This window comes from Enterococcus sp. DIV2385 (genome assembly GCF_051711925.1).
GTDB lineage: Bacteria > Bacillota > Bacilli > Lactobacillales > Enterococcaceae > Enterococcus > Enterococcus faecalis.
The window spans coordinates 2,636,848-2,653,153 of record NZ_JBIONV010000001.1 but is presented as its reverse complement, the minus strand read 5'-3'; the positions used below and the strand labels follow the sequence as shown (position 1 = coordinate 2,653,153).

The 16,306-nt window shown below is 39.6% G+C and carries 15 protein-coding genes; 14 read left to right on the top strand and 1 reads right to left on the bottom strand.

The window, feature by feature from the left end:
• The first annotated feature begins 35 nt into the window (after positions 1 to 35).
• The 11 genes from IGM04_RS12800 to IGM04_RS12750 all read left to right on the top strand — a co-directional run bounded on the left by IGM04_RS12800 (position 36) and on the right by IGM04_RS12750 (position 13,699).
• Positions 36 to 4,895 (top strand): hypothetical protein, encoded by a 4,860-nt coding sequence (locus IGM04_RS12800; protein ID WP_179189158.1) that lies wholly within the window; start codon positions 36 to 38, stop codon positions 4,893 to 4,895.
• A 19-nt stretch (positions 4,896 to 4,914) separates the two neighbouring features.
• Positions 4,915 to 5,304 (top strand): LPXTG cell wall anchor domain-containing protein, encoded by a 390-nt coding sequence (locus IGM04_RS12795; RefSeq protein ID WP_002354835.1) that lies wholly within the window; start codon positions 4,915 to 4,917, stop codon positions 5,302 to 5,304.
• The gene (locus tag IGM04_RS12790) at positions 5,261 to 5,995 is read left to right on the top strand and encodes a WxL domain-containing protein (RefSeq protein WP_002365407.1); all 735 of its coding nucleotides are present in this window, start codon (positions 5,261 to 5,263) and stop codon (positions 5,993 to 5,995) included. Before IGM04_RS12795 ends, IGM04_RS12790 begins: the two co-directional genes overlap by 44 nt.
• Positions 5,996 to 5,999: 4 nt before the next feature.
• Positions 6,000 to 6,800, top strand: coding sequence for a WxL domain-containing protein (locus IGM04_RS12785; RefSeq protein ID WP_002385162.1), 801 nt, complete (start codon positions 6,000 to 6,002; stop codon positions 6,798 to 6,800).
• Entirely contained in the window at positions 6,801 to 7,559 is a 759-nt protein-coding gene (locus IGM04_RS12780; RefSeq protein WP_002413931.1) for a WxL domain-containing protein, read from the top strand.
• 105 nt (positions 7,560 to 7,664) lie between these two features.
• Positions 7,665 to 8,747 (top strand): DUF916 and DUF3324 domain-containing protein, encoded by a 1,083-nt coding sequence (locus IGM04_RS12775; protein WP_161970602.1) that lies wholly within the window; start codon positions 7,665 to 7,667, stop codon positions 8,745 to 8,747.
• A gap of 101 nt (positions 8,748 to 8,848) precedes the next feature.
• Positions 8,849 to 9,334 carry a hypothetical protein gene (locus IGM04_RS12770; RefSeq protein ID WP_086318128.1) on the top strand — a complete coding sequence of 162 codons (486 nt, stop codon included), beginning with the start codon at positions 8,849 to 8,851 and terminating at the stop codon, positions 9,332 to 9,334.
• Positions 9,309 to 10,790, top strand: a complete 1,482-nt coding sequence (locus IGM04_RS12765) for a helix-turn-helix domain-containing protein (RefSeq protein ID WP_179189159.1) — start codon at positions 9,309 to 9,311, stop codon at positions 10,788 to 10,790. The genes IGM04_RS12770 and IGM04_RS12765 overlap by 26 nt, the downstream gene beginning before the upstream one ends.
• 236 nt (positions 10,791 to 11,026) lie before the next feature.
• Complete coding sequence (locus IGM04_RS12760; RefSeq protein WP_086318130.1) at positions 11,027 to 11,524, top strand: RNA polymerase sigma factor; 498 nt, start codon at positions 11,027 to 11,029, stop codon at positions 11,522 to 11,524.
• A gap of 24 nt (positions 11,525 to 11,548) precedes the next feature.
• Positions 11,549 to 12,433 (top strand): RsiV family protein, encoded by an 885-nt coding sequence (locus IGM04_RS12755; RefSeq protein ID WP_086318131.1) that lies wholly within the window; start codon positions 11,549 to 11,551, stop codon positions 12,431 to 12,433.
• 129 nt (positions 12,434 to 12,562) lie between these two features.
• Complete coding sequence (locus IGM04_RS12750) at positions 12,563 to 13,699, top strand: ArgE/DapE family deacylase (protein ID WP_002367472.1); 1,137 nt, start codon at positions 12,563 to 12,565, stop codon at positions 13,697 to 13,699.
• A gap of 52 nt (positions 13,700 to 13,751) precedes the next feature.
• On the opposite strand, the gene IGM04_RS12745 is transcribed toward IGM04_RS12750, so the two are convergent.
• Positions 13,752 to 14,543 (bottom strand): hypothetical protein, encoded by a 792-nt coding sequence (locus IGM04_RS12745; RefSeq protein ID WP_086318132.1) that lies wholly within the window; start codon positions 14,541 to 14,543, stop codon positions 13,752 to 13,754.
• Between the two features lie 163 nt (positions 14,544 to 14,706).
• On the opposite strand from IGM04_RS12745, the gene IGM04_RS12740 reads away from it, so the two are divergent.
• The 3 genes from IGM04_RS12740 to IGM04_RS12730 all read left to right on the top strand — a co-directional run bounded on the left by IGM04_RS12740 (position 14,707) and on the right by IGM04_RS12730 (position 16,292).
• Entirely contained in the window at positions 14,707 to 15,090 is a 384-nt protein-coding gene (locus IGM04_RS12740; RefSeq protein WP_002358999.1) for a YccF domain-containing protein, read from the top strand.
• Positions 15,091 to 15,178: 88 nt separating this feature from the next.
• Entirely contained in the window at positions 15,179 to 15,604 is a 426-nt protein-coding gene (locus IGM04_RS12735; protein ID WP_002383201.1) for an Rrf2 family transcriptional regulator, read from the top strand.
• Positions 15,605 to 15,662: 58 nt separating this feature from the next.
• Entirely contained in the window at positions 15,663 to 16,292 is a 630-nt protein-coding gene (locus IGM04_RS12730) for an NAD(P)-dependent oxidoreductase (protein WP_002354854.1), read from the top strand.
• The last annotated feature ends 14 nt before the right edge of the window (positions 16,293 to 16,306 follow it).

The following is a 16,306-nucleotide window of genomic DNA, read 5'->3' as shown; positions in this document are numbered from 1 at the left end:
GTTGGTTGTGGAAAGTTTACTTCGAGGGAGGAGTGATGAAGTTAATGAAAAAGAAAATCGCTGTTTTATTGGCAACTTGTTTACTTGTACAACCATTTTTATCTGTTTCAGTGTGGGCGATTGAAGGGGAGCAACAAACGGAACGTACGCAGACACAGCCAAAAACAGCAGAAACCAGTACAAGTGAAGCAACAAAAGAAAGCAGCGCACATTCTATAGAACAGTCATCAATGACGGAATCTAGTGCTATCACAGAAAAAGTAACCACCTCTTCCACAGAAACAAAACCAAGCGAAGAGCAGAAGCAAATCACCTTGACCTTTGAAACAACGGATCAAGCTTTGTTTCAAAATGATGCCAAAAGTTATCAAGTGGTAAAAGAAAAAAATCAGCTACTTCGGACAGAAGAATTACCAAAATGGGCGAATAGTGAGGAAAATGCGACTTTCGTTGGCTGGTCTTACCAAGGAAAAACATATACAAATGAAGAACTTCTTCAATTAGAGTTTTCAGAAGATACACAACTTACGGCTGTCTTTAAACAGAAACTGACACGCATGGCCAGAGCTGTTTCAGTTGATCAGTCCATTGCGGACACAATTGCTCCTGCAGATAAAACAAAAGTGATTGTTGTGCCAAGTCCTGCAGGAGATGGAGCAGCGTACAAAGAATATGCATCGACAGAGGCTGGCTTGAAAGAAGCCTTGTTTGATTTGTATCAACAGGGGAACAATGGCGATTTCACTCTTTATATAGGAAACAATATTACGACGAGTGCGGCGACCACCGCTAAAGTGATTCCTGACACCGTTACGGCAAGTAATATGACCTTTTACGCCTTGCAAGGTAAGGTCAATCATTTAGTGATTACTGGAAACAGCGCGGATCCGATTAGTATGGATCAAACGGCGCCAACGGGTTCTAAGACGTTAGGATTTAATCAAAATATCTTTTTTGGATCAAACATCACTTTGAGAAATCTAAACTATACAGGTACGAATATGTATTTAAATGGTTACAGTTTGAACTTGAATGGCGGCTCTAGTGGAAACGGTCTGACCGTATACGGTGGAACGGATACAGGAGATGTTTCAGGAAACCCAACTTTAACAGTAAATAGTACAGGTACAGGGACATGGAATTTCTATGGCGGAAACCAAAATGGTGGTAATTTAGCTGGAAATCCTACGATTGTTATTAACAATACACGGAGCGGACTAAATACATTAAGTGGGGGCGCCAATATTGGGACAGTGACTGGGAATACTTCATTGGTTGTCAATGATTCTGGTGGCAGAATTGCTTCAATTTATGGGGGCGGTTATGGGACCAACGCAACCAACACAGCGAATGTTACTGGTAACGTCTCAACAAAGGTTGCGATTACGAATGCTGCTACAGGTTTCCAATTAAGTACGTATTATGGCGGTGTTCAATACGGAAATATTGGTGGAAAAGTAACAAACGATATTTCTGGATATGGCCGTTGGTATACAGCGGGTCAACGTTTTATTGGGGGCTCTTCCCGTGGCGATATAGGAACGAATCGTACGACTGATGGAATTACTACAAATTTAAATACACAGTTGTATAGTGCGGGTCGTGCAGATTTTGAAGGAGGCAACCAATATTCTGGAACGATCATCGGAGATATTACGAATGTGGTTACAGCAGGAACGAATTCCGCTGGTGGTATTAATGATTTTAACGGCGGTGCTGGTAACAATGTTTCGAAATTTAACAAGAGTCAAATTGGGGCCTCAAATGAAGCAACGTATGATGCTTATACACCACAACAAAGAGCAGAATTAGCCAAATCAGCAGCAGCTTTTAAAGTTTTTGGAAATATTTCTTCTAAATTAGTCAGCGGTTCGTTTAATAATGGTGCAATTTACTCAACTGCAGCTGGCCGCGGCGGTTATATCGAAGGAAATACAACAATTGAAGTGGGAACAGCGAATGGTGATGGGTCTTTAGGTGGCGATGGTATGGCTTATTCAGGCGCAAAACCGACGAGTTTAGATTATTCAACGACCAATAAAAGTCGTGGTAATAATTCAGGTTGGGATATTGTTGGTGGCGGCGGCTATCCTGCTAGTAATGATACTTGGGATATCTATATAAAAGGAGATACTAAGACTGTTTTAAATAATACCATTGCTCGCTGGACATATGGTGGCTCTTTTTCAGGTGTCGTTGAAGGAAATACTTCTAACACATTGAATGGCGGGATTGCTGACACATTAGAAGGAACAGGCTATCAAGCAGCTCGAGTTTATGGAAACGGTCAAACAATCGTTAATAATGGTCAAGTCGATTGGTTTCTTTCAGGCGGTGGCTGGAATGATGCCAAAAATGTTGGGAATGTCGGTGTAACGGTTTATGAAGGAGTAATTAATGCTTCGATGGGCGCTTCTTATGGAGCAAGCGGTGGCCATACAATTACTGGTAATTCAGACAATCGCATCTACGGAGGAAATTTCTCAGGAACTCCTCGGACAGGCGCGAACGGTTTTTCAGGTGGGATTACCAATGCGGGCTCACTTCTTGGAAATGCCAAACTCTTAATTGATTTAAGAAACTACAACGGAGAGTTTAAGTTGCCTGGTAATACCTACATTACTGGTGGTCGGCCCTATGGTCAAAATACGACACTAGGAACGGATGAATCAAACACAATTACTTTAAATATTTTCACTAAAACAGGTGTGGAATCTTTAAATGGGGCCAGCATTTACGGTGATGGTGGAACCAATGCTGCGTATACTAAGAACGGCAAGATTACAATGAATATTCAAGCAGCGGGTTCTAGTATTGGAAATTTATATGCGACACAGTATTCCAATATCAGTGGCGGAAAAATCTTACGTGATGTTACCGCAAATGTTCAAGGTGCAGTTAGTATTAACGGTTTATCCGGTGGTTCATCAACAGATAATTTCACTAATGCAATTGTGAATGCTAGTTCAAATAAAGTGGCCTTTAACTTTGGGACTAACGTTGACGGCACCAATAACTATCAAACAGAACCACTAAATGCGACAGGCTTAGGCGTTGTCAACTTTACGGAATTAAATGTCACCAATGGCATTAAATTAATGGCTAATGGTGGGAACATCAAAAATGGCGTTTCTGCTACTGCCGCGAATCATAGTACGACTTACAATGAATTCGGATCAATTCATCTATCTAAAAACGCTGGAATTGGGATCACCAACACAGCCAATTTAATTTCAGCTAGCAAACTAACGGTTCAGGATCATGCAACATTAGAAACAATTCCTGGTACAGGTAAAGTAAACATTGCGGATTTTGAAGCTGTCGATCCAACAAAAGATGAACTTTTATGGATTAAACCAACGACAGATACAACTGCTTTGGTGGATAGCACAGGGACTTGGTTTGGAAATGTCAAAGCCTATCAGGTCTTGACGATTAATCCAACGGTCAATAATGCTACAAAACTTACGCCAACAACGTTTCATGGGATTGAAAAAGCGACTGGAAAAACATTTATTGGCGATAACGATGTGACTAAGGGTGCCAATGGCTATGGGATAGCAATTCCTGGCTCCATCATCGATTACGAAGTGGAAACGCCTGGAATTGTGGCAGGTGCAGGTACTATTTCTCATGATGTAAAAGAGGTCAAAGCTGGCAATGCGCCATTAACCTTACAAGCGTGGGGCACAGAAGTAGCTGGACAAAAAGTTCAAAAAGGACGTTTGATGATTCCGACCTCAAGTGCTTTAACACCAACCCTAAGCTTCCTTCCTGACGAAGTAACAGGTTCTTGGTTGCACCAAGGAACGGTTAAGTCTAGTGAAGTTGGGAGCGCGATAGAGCAAATTCCAGAGCAGAAAGATACCACCCCGCTTTCATGGAAAGCGACGAATATGAACTACAGTTATCAGGTGAAAGTTCAATTTTCAAATAAAGTGGAACTTTCAGGGCAATCGGTGATTGTCACAGAAGATGAGGCAGCGCAACTAACGACTGTCGATAAAGTAATAGAAATGCTTGGCGCAAAAGGTCGGCCGTTTTTCAAGACCTCATTAAAAGAGACGGATTTACCACAAATTCAAGCGCCGTTAGCAGAAAAAACTGTATCGCGGACACATGATATTCAATTAGAAGCAGGGACGTCAGGGGATAATTTGCAAAACAAAACGGTTCATTTAGTTGTTGTGAAAAATGAAAGTGTCCTTGCCAAAGATCGTTCGTTTGCCTTGTATGCGACAAGTGCGCATTTGAAATTAAAAGAAGCAAATGGCTTAACGAATTCAGACGAGTTGGCAAAATGGACACAAGCAACGGTGATTTTCGCAGATGGTCGGGCCAATCAAACACCAAGTCTTGATGCCGCAACCTTCCAAGCCATTCAGCAAGCGAAACCAGAAGAATTAGCCAAAACGGTGCCAGCCAATTATCAATTTACAGAAGCTGGTGAAACGTTAAATAAAAAAGTCAATGTGTCTATTTCAGGTGAATTAACGTTAGAAAAAGTACCTAAAACAATTGATTTTGGCAAACAAAAAATTTCTGCCAAGCCAGAAGTTTACTGGCCAACTCTTTCAGATGATTTAGTCGTTCAAGACACACGCGGGACAGAAAGTACGCCTTGGAAACTGAATGTTCAGGTAACGAATCCCTTAACGAACGGCACAGATCAATTGGAAGATTTGTCATTGGTTACAGACAAAGGAGAATTTTTACTCAATAAGGGAGATACGGTTGTTACAGAAAATGAAGGCTCCGGTTCAGGTAGTTATACAATTAACCAAGGTTGGGGTGCGGCAAACCAACGGGGGCTTAAACTATCTGTGCCAGTCGAGAAACAAAAAGTTGGCGAATTCAAAGGGACATTGTCATGGTCATTAGTCATGGCACCATAACAAGGAGGAGAGAAGTGAGATGAAAAAATACCTTTTGCTTAGTTGTTTTTTAGGTCTTTTCAGCTTCTGTCATTCAGACACTGCGTTTGGGGAAGCAGCTTATGAAAATAGTGGTGTTGTCTCCTTTTATGGAACGTATGAATATCCCACAGAAGAGTCGACAACAGCGACTAGTAATTCTTCCACAACGACCGAACCCACCAAGCCAGCTGACGGAGGCGCTTCATCCGTCCTTTCTTCTGGCGTATATGGGTCGCGACAAGGAAGATTACCAGCGACAGGTACCACCAATCAAGCACCATTTATTTATTTGGGAATCAGCCTTATCACTATAGGCATATTATTTATTAAAAGGAGAAGAGAAGATGAAAAAAACAGTATTAGCAGTAGTAGGGATTGTAGGATTTAGCGGTGTCCTAGCGACACAACAAGCATTTGCGGAAGACATTAACGTGAACTATACAAGTAATGGCGCCATTACATTTGAACCAGATACAGATCCAACGAAGCCAGTTAACCCAACCAATCCAGATGAAAAAGTTGAACCAGAAGATCCAACTGACCCAACTGGACCAAAACCAGGGACTGCAGGTCCCTTATCAATTGACTATGCTTCAAGCTTTCAATTTGGCGCCCAAAAAATCACTTCCGACACGAAAGATTATTACGCACAAATTCAAACATTTAAAGATGGGACAACAGGTCCCAACTATGTTCAGGTAACGGATAAACGTGGGACACAAGAAGGCTGGACGTTAAGCGCTGTACAAAATGGGCAATTCAAAACAGCCCAAAATGAAGAATTAGTGGGGGCCGCTTTATCAATTGCCAATGCAGGTGTGACATCGATTGTTGATGCCGCATACGCGCCAACACCAACAGCAGCACATACCTTTGTTCCTGGAACAGAAGTAGAATTAGTCAAAGCAGAAGATGGCAAAGGAATGGGGACTTGGGTCTATCGTTTTGGGAAAGATGCGACAGAAGGTGCTACTGCCGTGAAATTAAATGTCCCAGGTAAAGCGATTAAATTAGCAAAAGAATATCGTACGACCTTAACATGGACATTGAAATCTGTACCAACGAATGTTGGAGGCTAAGTAAATGAAAAAAACAGTCGTCTACTCCTTGTTATTCGGAACAATGTTGCTTGGCGCCACTGTTCCTGCTGAAGCGGCGACGGTCGTTTTTGATAGCGAACAGTCGATTGTTTTTACCCCAAGCACAGATGGGACGGATCCAGTAAATCCAGAAAATCCCGATCCAGAAAAACCAGTTCGACCAGTCGATCCAACGAATCCTGATGGACCTAATCCAGGCACACCTGGGCCACTTTCCATCGATTATGCCTCAAGTTTGGATTTTGGGAGTAATGAGATATCGAATAAGGATCAAACGTATTTTGCCAGAGCGCAAACCTATAAAAACCCAGATGGTTCAGCAAGTGAATTGGCAACTGCTAATTATGTACAAGTAAGTGATTTACGGGGAACCAATGCTGGCTGGGTTTTAAAAGTGAAACAAAATGGTCAATTTCGTAATGCAGAAACATTACACAAAGAATTAACAGGCGCCACCGTCGCCTTTACTGAGCCCAGTGTTCGCTCAAATGCGACGGACGTATTGCCGCCAACTGCTACCGCAAACATTCAATTAGATGCTGCGGGCGCAGAAACTGTTGTCATGCAAGCCCCAGAAAAGACCGGCGCCGGAACGTGGATCACGCTGTGGGGGCAAGCAGAAAAAGTGACCGAAAAAAATCAACAAGGACAGCAAGTAAATGCCACAATTACACGGGCAATCTCACTAACTGTTCCCGGGAAAACCCCTAAGGATGCAGTACAATATAAAACAACATTGACTTGGCTACTTTCAGATGTACCAGTAAATAATGGAGGGAAATAAATGAAAAAGACAAAAGTAATGACATTGATGGCAACCACAACTTTAGGCGCATTGGCACTTGTACCAATGAGTGCATTAGCGGTCGACGGTGGTGAATACCAAACAAACGGAGCGATTCAATTTGCACCAAATACGAACCCAACGAATCCAGTTGATCCGACGAATCCAGATCCGGATAAACCAATTACGCCAGTTGATCCAACTGATCCGACAGGACCTAAGCCAGGGACAGCAGGTCCGTTATCCATTGACTATGCATCTAGTTTATCTTTTGGGGAACAAACGATTACCTCAAAAAATATGACCTACTATGCAGAAACACAAAAATACAAAGATAATGCTGGTGCCGACCAAGAAGGCCCGAACTTTGTTCAAGTCTCAGATAATCGTGGGACTGAAACAGGTTGGACGCTAAAAGTAAAACAAAATGGTCAATTCAAAACTGAAGCCAATCAAGAACTAACAGCGGCCAAAGTAACTTTAAGCAACGGACGCGTGGTTTCAGCTTCACAATCTGCAAAACCAACGACAGCGCCAGCTACGATTGAATTAAACCCAACTGGGGCTGAATCAGTGGTCATGGCTGCTGGCGATAAAGAAGGTGCGGGTACGTACTTAATGAGCTGGGGCGATAGTGTAGATGCCGCTAAAACAAGTATTTCATTAGAAGTACCTGGTTCAACCACAAAATATGCGAAAAAATACACGACAACTTTTACTTGGACTTTGACAGATACACCTGCTAACGCAGGAAACTAAGAACGACAGCATACACGCAAGATCGGGATATAAGTCAAAAATTTTTGGCTTATCTTTCGGTCTTTTGGTGCTTATAATACAACAAAGAATGACAGACATAGGAGAATGAATATGAACAGATGGAAAGTATATGCAACGGTAATCGCTTGTATGTTATTTGGCTGGATTGGCGTGGAGGCGCACGCTTCTGAATTTAATTTTGCGGTCACACCAACAATTCCCGAAAATCAAGTGGATAAATCAAAAACCTACTTTGACTTAAAAATGGCGCCTGGTACCAAACAAACCGTAGAAATTCAGTTACGCAATGATACAGATGAAGACATTACCATTGAAAATACGGTGAACTCAGCGACAACGAATTTAAATGGCGTAGTAGAATATGGCCAAAACGGGATCAAACCTGACAAAACTTTACGCTTTAACTTAAAAGATTATGTGGAAGCACCGAAAGAAATCATCTTGCCGAAGCATTCCCAAAAGACCTTACCTTTAACCATCACGATGCCTAAAGATTCTTTTGATGGCGTGATGGCTGGCGGCATAACACTCAAAGAGAAAAAGAAAGAAACCACGACTTCTGCGGATCAATCAAAAGGGTTAGCTATTAATAATGAATACTCCTATGTTGTGGCTATTATTCTTCAGCAAAATGAGACAAAGGTTCAACCAGATTTAAAATTACTGGGGGTTAAACCAGGACAAGTCAACGCGCGAAACGTCATCAATGTTTCTTTACAAAACCCACAAGCGGCCTATTTAAACCAATTACATTTAATCAACACTGTTTCAAAAGGAGGCGAAACGCTTTACCAATCCGATACTGAGGATATGCAAGTGGCGCCAAACTCTAACTTTAGTTACCCAATTTCTTTAAAAGGGGAACGATTAACGCCAGGAAAATATGTCTTGAAATCAACGGCCTATGGTGTAAAAGATGAAAAGGGTACCTATCAAGTCAAAGGTGCCAATGGTGAAGAACGGTACCTGTACAAATGGGAATTTACAAAAGAATTTACTATTTCTGGGGACGTCGCTAAAGAATTAAATGAAAAAGACGTAACTATTAAAGGAACCAATTGGTGGTTGTATCTACTGATTGCATTAATCATTCTAGCGCTGCTCTTATTGATTTTCTTCTTGTATCGTAAAAAGAAAAAAGAGGAAGAACAACAATCTGAGCAATAAAAAGGGCTATCTATTGACAAAAAGGGTTTTCCTTGTAAAAGTAAAGGTACTTTTACAAGGAATTGCTTCCCATAAAGTAGAGGTAGAGAGAGTGAGAAGCCATGAGAAAAAAGTATCTTTTTTTATTTAGTTCTTTGCTAATTTTTACGGCTGTCGAAATAGAACCAATTCAAACATTGGCGACACCTATTTATAATCCCTTAGAACCAACGGAAGAAATTCAACCAAAACCAGAATCAATCACCCCTCAGGAAAAGTCAGAACCGGAACAACCTGCGCCAGCCCCTCCGGAAGATCAAAAAACTACGGTTCCTTCTGAAGAAAAAAAGCCTTCACCCAAGAAAAAAGACAAACCTGTGGAGAAACCGGCAATGTCAAAAGAAAAAAAGAAACAAACAAAAGAAACAACGGCTCATCCCCTACAAGTGAATAAAGATTTTGTCTTTCCTAACGGACTTGGTGCAGGCGGCGATGAAGAATCTGAAAGCTATTTAGCAGCGGTTGGGTACTTTCTTTCAGGAAATGGATTGTATGGGAAAAAAATGGATGTGAGAGAAGTCTATGATATTGATGATGTTTTTAAATAAAGTGGATAAAAGAAAAATCGCCTTATTTCAGTTACTGGAAAATGCACCGATGTTAACAGAGTCAAAAGAAACCGTAATGCAAGAGTTAGAATTATCTGAATTTATCGTGAACAAAACGGTCGCTGAATTAAATGCCGATTTTATTGAATTTGGTTTATCAGAGGATTTTCAAATTGTGAGCGATGGTATTTTCTTAACGCTTAATGAATCAGGAACGGAAACTTCCGCTACTTTGATTGATTGCTATATTAAAGAGTCGTTACGTTTTGCTATGTTTCAAGATTTCTTTTTTCAGCGTTTTGATTCTGTAAATGAGTTTGCGTTAGAACACTTTGTTAGTCACACATTGGCTTATAAGGAGTTCAAGGAATTAAAGAAAATGCTGGAAAATTATCAAATTACAATTAATAAAGAATTTCACTTGGTGGGAAATGAAACCAATTTACGCGAAGTAACAACACTGGTTTTTTTACAATTATACCAACGTGATTTTTCATTGTACGGTAAAAAAGTTTTAGGGCAGATTCGGAACTTTGAGCTATTTTTTTCTGAGAAGGTTCATCTTAATCAGCGTGCGGGCTATGCACAAGCTAAATGTTTTCATTTTTTGGCGGTTTCTTTAGTACGAACGCAGCAACAGTTTTATGTAGAGAAAAAAGTAGATTCGCAAGTGTTAAAACAATTAGCCGGTGACAATCAGCAGAATGTTTTCAATTGGTTAGAGAGTCTTCAAATCCCAGAACCACAACGAACAAACGAAGGCAATTATTTACTCTTATTTTTAATTGCTGAAGAGTGGCTTCAAGTAGCTTCAGCAGCACTTTGCCAAAGATTTGCAGAAATTCAACAATTGAATCGTGACTTGTTAAGCTATTTAAAAATACAATTTCAGCTTTCCGAGGAAGTCCTGCAAGGTTTTGAACAAAAAGTAACAATCGTACATTTTAAATTGTTCCATTTTCCAATAGAAGCAAACTATAGTTATCGCAAAATGGATATAACCTACTTTGCAGAAACGTATACAGAGTATTTTTCTGCTAGTCGACAATTTATTCAAGAACAAAAAACGAATCCCGCTGTTTGGGATGCCAGACAGTTTTTATTTTATCGGTATCTGTTGTTAATGGTGGATGCGTTACCATTGAAAAAAGTTTTGGCTCCGATTACATTGTGTGTCGACTTTTCCTTTGGTGAAGCCTATAATCGTATGATACAAAAAAATATTGAAAAAATTACGGAATGGAATATCATTTTCAAAGCACATGTAGATGAAAGTGTACAATTAATTTTATCGGATATTCATTTTGTCGATTGGCCTGAGATTACTCAAATTATTTGGCTAGCGCCACCACGTCCTGTTGATTGGTCGCATTTTATTAAAACGCTGAGTGCACTAAGACCGCACTCGGGAGAAGAAAACAAGGTCGGGACAGCACCGCTTAGCTCCGAGAAATAAGAAGAAATTTCCGGAAATTGTTCTTTAATTTTTGGATAATTTCGGCTTATTTCCGAAGGAGCTGGTTCTGTTCCCGTCGTTTATCAGATTTTGAGCGTGAAGCAAAAATCCAAAGTGATTTTTGTACCACGCTTTTTCTTTTAGAATATAAAAATTAAAAATAATAAAAAAGTTGAAACTTTTTATGCTTGTGATTCGTCTATATAAGTGTACAGGAAAGGAGGTTCCAGAAATCGATGGTTTTCGATGGTTGGAAAAGAAAAAAACAAATTCGCGCGTTAGAAACGCTTGTAGATACCAAATATGAAAAAATGTATCGCATTGCCTTTAACTATACACATTCGAAAGAAGATGCCTTGGATGTGATTCAAGAAAGCTTTGAAAAGGCACTGAAGGCCATCCAAAAAGGACCCGATATTAAGGATTTTGAAGCGTGGTTCTTTCGAATTCTGCTTTCTGTAGCGACAGATTATTGGCGTAAAAAGAAACGAGAAGCTGTTCATATTGAAAAAGATGAACAGGTGTTAGCCCTTTTAAATAATCCCCAACGCAGTTTTTTAGAAATTGAAGAAATTATTAATCAATTAGATAGTCCCAATCGTGAAATTATTCTATTAAAATTTTTTGAAGGATTTACGCTAAAAGAAATCGCCTTGATCCTGGATATTAACGAAAACACGATTAAAACGAAGATGTACCGCAGTTTGAATGAACTCCGAAGTCTATTGAATTAGTAAAAGAAAGGAAGCGAAAAAATAATGGAAGATTTTGTAAAAAGTGTTGTTAAAAACTTTTCAAAAGAATACCGCCAACAACCGTTGCCAACGGATCTACAAGCGGAAGTCAAAGCGCGTTTTCATAAAGAGAAAAAGCGGTACACCTGGCTTCGTTTTAGAAACCGCTCACTGCAAAGTAGTGTAGTGGTAGCTTGTGGCTTTGTCTTATCAGTCAATTTGTTTCCAGGTTTTAGTGAAGCAGCCCGCAACATTCCTGTGTTAGATAAAATTGTTCAATTAGTCACCATCAAAACGTTGACAGCGAAAAAACAGGAAAGTGAAGTAAACATCGATGTCCCTAAAATCCAAACATCCCAAGAATCTTCAGTAGCCGACACGCTCAACAAAAAATACTTTAAAGAAGCCCAAACAGAATTTCAACAAGTCAAAGGGCAATTGTTTGATGGTTCTCGTGTTTCAGTCACTGGAGATTATGAAAAAGTCGTGGACGACCGTCGCTTCCTAGTGGTCAAACGAACCTTCACAGAAATTAAAGGCAGCTCTGCGACGACAACAAAATATGACACCATCGACAAACGAGCCAATGTTGTCGTTTCACTCCCCTTAATTTTTAAAAATGATTTTTACATTGATGTCATTAGTAGTGAAATTAAACAACAAATAGCAGACCAAATGAAGAACGATAGCAATAAAATATACTGGTCCGAAAAAGAGGATGCCCCCAGTGAGGTTCAACCCTTCAAAAAAATTAAAAAGGACCAACCTTTCTATATCAATGAAAAACACCAATTAGTGATTGTGTTTCCCCAAGGAGAGATTGCGCCTTACTATATGGGCACTCCTGAATTTGTGATTCCTGATCAAGTCATTGAAAATGAATTGGCAGCGCCTAATTATTTAAAATAAACTCAGCAAAAAACACGCGACAGTTTTAAGAAATGTCGCGTGTTTTTTACTGACCTAACCAAGTCAGTTGCGGTTTTACTGAGAGAAGCGTACACTAGAATTAAGCATAACAAGAAAGGGCGAATGGCAATGGAAAAATCAGAAAAAATTAGTATTTTACAAGATGTGGTTAAAATTAAATCTGTAAATGGAAACGAAGAAGAAGTGGCAATCTATTTACAAAATCTTTTGAAGAAATATGAGATTCCTTCTGAACTTGTTTCTTATGCACCAAATCGTAGTAGTTTGGTTGCTTATTTAGGTGAAAACCGAGAAAAAGTCTTAGGGTTTAGTGGCCACATGGACGTGGTTTCTGAAGGGGACGAAAGTCAATGGACTTTCCCGCCATTTGCGGCCCATATTGAAGGAAATAAATTGTATGGCCGTGGCGCAACGGACATGAAAAGCGGCTTAGTCGCAATGGTTTTAGCAATGATTGAATTAAAAGAAAAGGAAGTTCCATTAAATGGAGCGGTTAAATTTTTAGGTACAGTTGGTGAAGAAGTCGGTGAGCTAGGTGCTGGCCAATTAACTGAAAAAGGCTATGCGGATGATTTAAGTGCCTTAGTCATTGGAGAACCAACCAATTATAACTTGATGTATGCGCACATGGGTTCAATTAACTATTCTGTTGTGTCACACGGAAAAGAAGCCCACAGTTCGATGCCAGAAGAAGGCATTAACGCGATTAATAATTTGAACGAATTTATTACAGAAGCAAACCAACAAATGGCGGAAGTCACAGCAAACTATGAAAATCCTGAATTGGGTCGAACGATTCACAATGTAACCGTCATTAAAGGTGGCACACAAGTGAACAGTATTCCAGGTCAAGCAGCCTTGCAAGGGAATATCCGTTCAATTCCAGAATTCAGCAACGACCAAGTCATTGCATTATTACAAAAAATTGTCGATGAATTGAACAAAAAAGAAAAACATCAGTTAGAATTAACGATTGATTACAATAAAATTCCTGTAAAAGCTGAGAAAGATTCTGCGTTAATTCAAGCCATTCAAGCCCAATTTGATCAACCATTACCATTAGTGACAAGCGCTGGGACTACAGACTTAGCTGAATTTACTAAATCAGACAATACATTTGATTGCGTTGTCTTTGGACCAGGTGTGACCACTACTGCACACCAAGTCGACGAATATGTCGAAATTGATAATTATTTAGATATGATTGATAAGTATCAAGCGATAGCAAAAAGTTATTTAAATTAAAAAAATGTCGCGCCTGAATCATAAAAATCAGGGGCGACATTTTTTATAAGGTTTATTCCACCACAGTCCATTCATTTAAGGTTTTGCCGTTCTCATCAGCTAGCTCTAACCAGCTGTTTGTTCCAGCAAAATAGAGAAACAAGCCGACTTCATTAACGCTTTTTAAGACGATATCTTCCGTTGTGACAAAGTCTTTAAATTGGCCCTTGCGTTCATCACGAAGTTTTTCACCAAATCTAGCGGAGAAACCGACAGACCCGTCTTTATTTAAAGGGGCTTCTGGCATCATTGTTGCGCCAGCTTTAATAAGCATTTCATTGCGCTTTTGCCAAAAAACAGTTGCTTTGCTTTGTCGAGTATCAATATAAAAAGGAATTTGGCTGACTTCTTTTGTCCATTTGTGGCGTGCTTTGGCTGGTCTGGCTTTCTTCGGCGCCGTTTTTTTAAACAGAGAGTAGCCAAAACGTTCCAAGATAAAGGTGACTGTTTCTTTATAGTTAGTCACTGTCGCTACCGCACTTTTCGGAATTTTGACTGTCGTTGGGGTCGCTTCCAATGTTAAACCACTTTCTTTCGCATCATCTAGGAAAGCTTGCGCTAAATAGGCAAGTTCTGTGTCCCAAGTCGATTTCAATAAAATCGAGTGATCAAAAGAAACTTCTTTATATGTAGCTTTTTCTTCAGCAAGTCCTAAAGCAACTAGTTGGTTATCTCTTAGCAAGAAAAGAATCGCTGCCTCTTTTTTCGGTAATTTAGTTGTTTGTTCGATGATTAAGTGGGCCTGATCGGCTAAGTCAATGAGTGTCTTTGTTTTTTTTAGATCAACGGTTAAATGTAAGTCCATGAAGTCTGCTCCTTTATCGTTAGTCTCTTCATTGTATCATGAAATAGCGTCTTCGTCTTTTAACGAGTCAGCGACCTTACAATATTGTTTGAAACAAAAAGAAGCTTTCGTGGTATACTTACTCACATACATAATTTTTAATGAGGAAAGTAGAGGAACAAGAATGAAAACACTTGGCAATATTTTATGGTTCATCTTTGGCGGCTTTTTTGGTGGCTTATCTTGGCTATTCGCAGGAGTGATTTGGTGTATTACAATTATCGGTATTCCGATTGGTTTACAATGTTTTAAATTAGCGGGGTTGAGCTTTTGGCCGTTTAAAAAGCGAGTCGTGTATAGTGATAGCGGCGTATCTTTGGTGGTAAACATTATTTGGCTGATTATCAGTGGACTACCATTAGCAATTGGGCATTGTATTAGTGGCTTGTTGCTTTGTCTGACAATCATCGGTATTCCGTTTGGGCAACAATCCTTTAAATTGGCGAAATTAGCGTTAATGCCGTTTGGGGCCCGTGTTGTTTCAACAAATGATTTTTATTTTGAATAGTCAGAGGTTTCTCATTGACAAATAAAACGAAACAGCGTATTCTGTAAATGTAACAAATAACGTTACATTTAGTTTGGAGTGATTAGACATGGCCATGTCAACGAAATTAAGTGTTGCGATTCATATTTTAAGTTTGATTGAAACAGGTCCTCAAGAACAAGTGACTTCTGAATACATTGCTTCGAGCGTGAATACGAATCCAGTCGTTGTTCGACGACTAATGAGCCAGTTAAAAAAAGCCGGCTTGATTCATTCCATGCGTGGAGCCAATAAAAATACCTTATTAAAGAAACCAGAAGAGATCTCACTGTATGAAATTTACACAGCGGTTGAATTGGAACGAGAGATTTTCAATATTCATCAAAATCCTAATCCAAACTGTTCCGTTGGGGCAAATATCCAATCGGTACTAGAAACTGAATTTACTAAAGTGCAACAAAAAATGGAAGAAGAATTGAAAAGCATCACCTTAGCAGATGTGATTCATGAAATAGAAGTTAAGAGAGATAAGTAATCTCTCTACTTTTAAAGTATTAAATGTAACTATTTTAGTTCTATTTAAAAATGAAAGGATGATTTACATGAAAGTAGCAGTATTAGGAGCAACAGGAAAAGAAGGACAATTACTTTTAGCAGAAGCTAAACGTCGCGGGATGGACGTGACAGCCATCGTTCGTAATGCTTCAAAAATAACAGATGGCACACCGACCATTGAAAAAGATGTTTATCAATTAACAACAGAAGATATTCAAGCGTTTGATGTATTAATTAGTGCCTTAGGATTCCCTGATGTGCAAGATTTCCCAAAATCTACCCAGCATTTGATTGAGATTTTAACCAATCAAAAAACGCGCTTGTTTGTCGTTGGGGGCGCTGGAACCTTGTATGTGGACCCAGAACACACAACTCAATTAAAAGATACACCATCATTCCCAGCAGAAATTCAGCCATTAGCTTCGGCGATGGGCGAAGCTTTAAACTTATTGAAAGAAGCTCAAAACATTCACTGGACCTATATTAGTCCTGCAGCCATGTTTGATGCTGAAGGTCCTGCGACAGGCCATTATGAAGTCGCTGGCGAAGAATTAACAACCAATAGTCAAGGTGACAGCTACATTAGTTACGCAGACTACGCCGTTGCCATGTTAGATGAAGTGGAAAGTAATGCACACCCAAATCAACGAATTAGTGTGTATCAATAAAAAACAAGAAAATG

Excerpts from the sequence above, each read along its gene's own strand:
- IGM04_RS12740 (WP_002358999.1), top strand. The coding sequence starts at position 14,707 with ATGAAAACACTTGGCAATATTTTATGGTTCATCTTTGGCGGCTTTTTT.
- IGM04_RS12790 (WP_002365407.1), top strand. The coding sequence starts at position 5,261 with ATGAAAAAAACAGTATTAGCAGTAGTAGGGATTGTAGGATTTAGCGGT.
- IGM04_RS12780 (WP_002413931.1), top strand. The coding sequence starts at position 6,801 with ATGAAAAAGACAAAAGTAATGACATTGATGGCAACCACAACTTTAGGC.
- IGM04_RS12745 (WP_086318132.1), bottom strand. The coding sequence starts at position 14,543 with ATGGACTTACATTTAACCGTTGATCTAAAAAAAACAAAGACACTCATT.
- IGM04_RS12730 (WP_002354854.1), top strand. The coding sequence starts at position 15,663 with ATGATTTACATGAAAGTAGCAGTATTAGGAGCAACAGGAAAAGAAGGA.
- IGM04_RS12800 (WP_179189158.1), top strand. The coding sequence starts at position 36 with ATGAAGTTAATGAAAAAGAAAATCGCTGTTTTATTGGCAACTTGTTTA.
- IGM04_RS12735 (WP_002383201.1), top strand. The coding sequence starts at position 15,179 with ATGGCCATGTCAACGAAATTAAGTGTTGCGATTCATATTTTAAGTTTG.
- IGM04_RS12765 (WP_179189159.1), top strand. The coding sequence starts at position 9,309 with ATGATATTGATGATGTTTTTAAATAAAGTGGATAAAAGAAAAATCGCC.
- IGM04_RS12775 (WP_161970602.1), top strand. The coding sequence starts at position 7,665 with ATGAATATGAACAGATGGAAAGTATATGCAACGGTAATCGCTTGTATG.
- IGM04_RS12755 (WP_086318131.1), top strand. The coding sequence starts at position 11,549 with ATGGAAGATTTTGTAAAAAGTGTTGTTAAAAACTTTTCAAAAGAATAC.
- IGM04_RS12770 (WP_086318128.1), top strand. The coding sequence starts at position 8,849 with ATGAGAAAAAAGTATCTTTTTTTATTTAGTTCTTTGCTAATTTTTACG.
- IGM04_RS12795 (WP_002354835.1), top strand. The coding sequence starts at position 4,915 with ATGAAAAAATACCTTTTGCTTAGTTGTTTTTTAGGTCTTTTCAGCTTC.
- IGM04_RS12760 (WP_086318130.1), top strand. The coding sequence starts at position 11,027 with ATGGTTTTCGATGGTTGGAAAAGAAAAAAACAAATTCGCGCGTTAGAA.
- IGM04_RS12750 (WP_002367472.1), top strand. The coding sequence starts at position 12,563 with ATGGAAAAATCAGAAAAAATTAGTATTTTACAAGATGTGGTTAAAATT.
- IGM04_RS12785 (WP_002385162.1), top strand. The coding sequence starts at position 6,000 with ATGAAAAAAACAGTCGTCTACTCCTTGTTATTCGGAACAATGTTGCTT.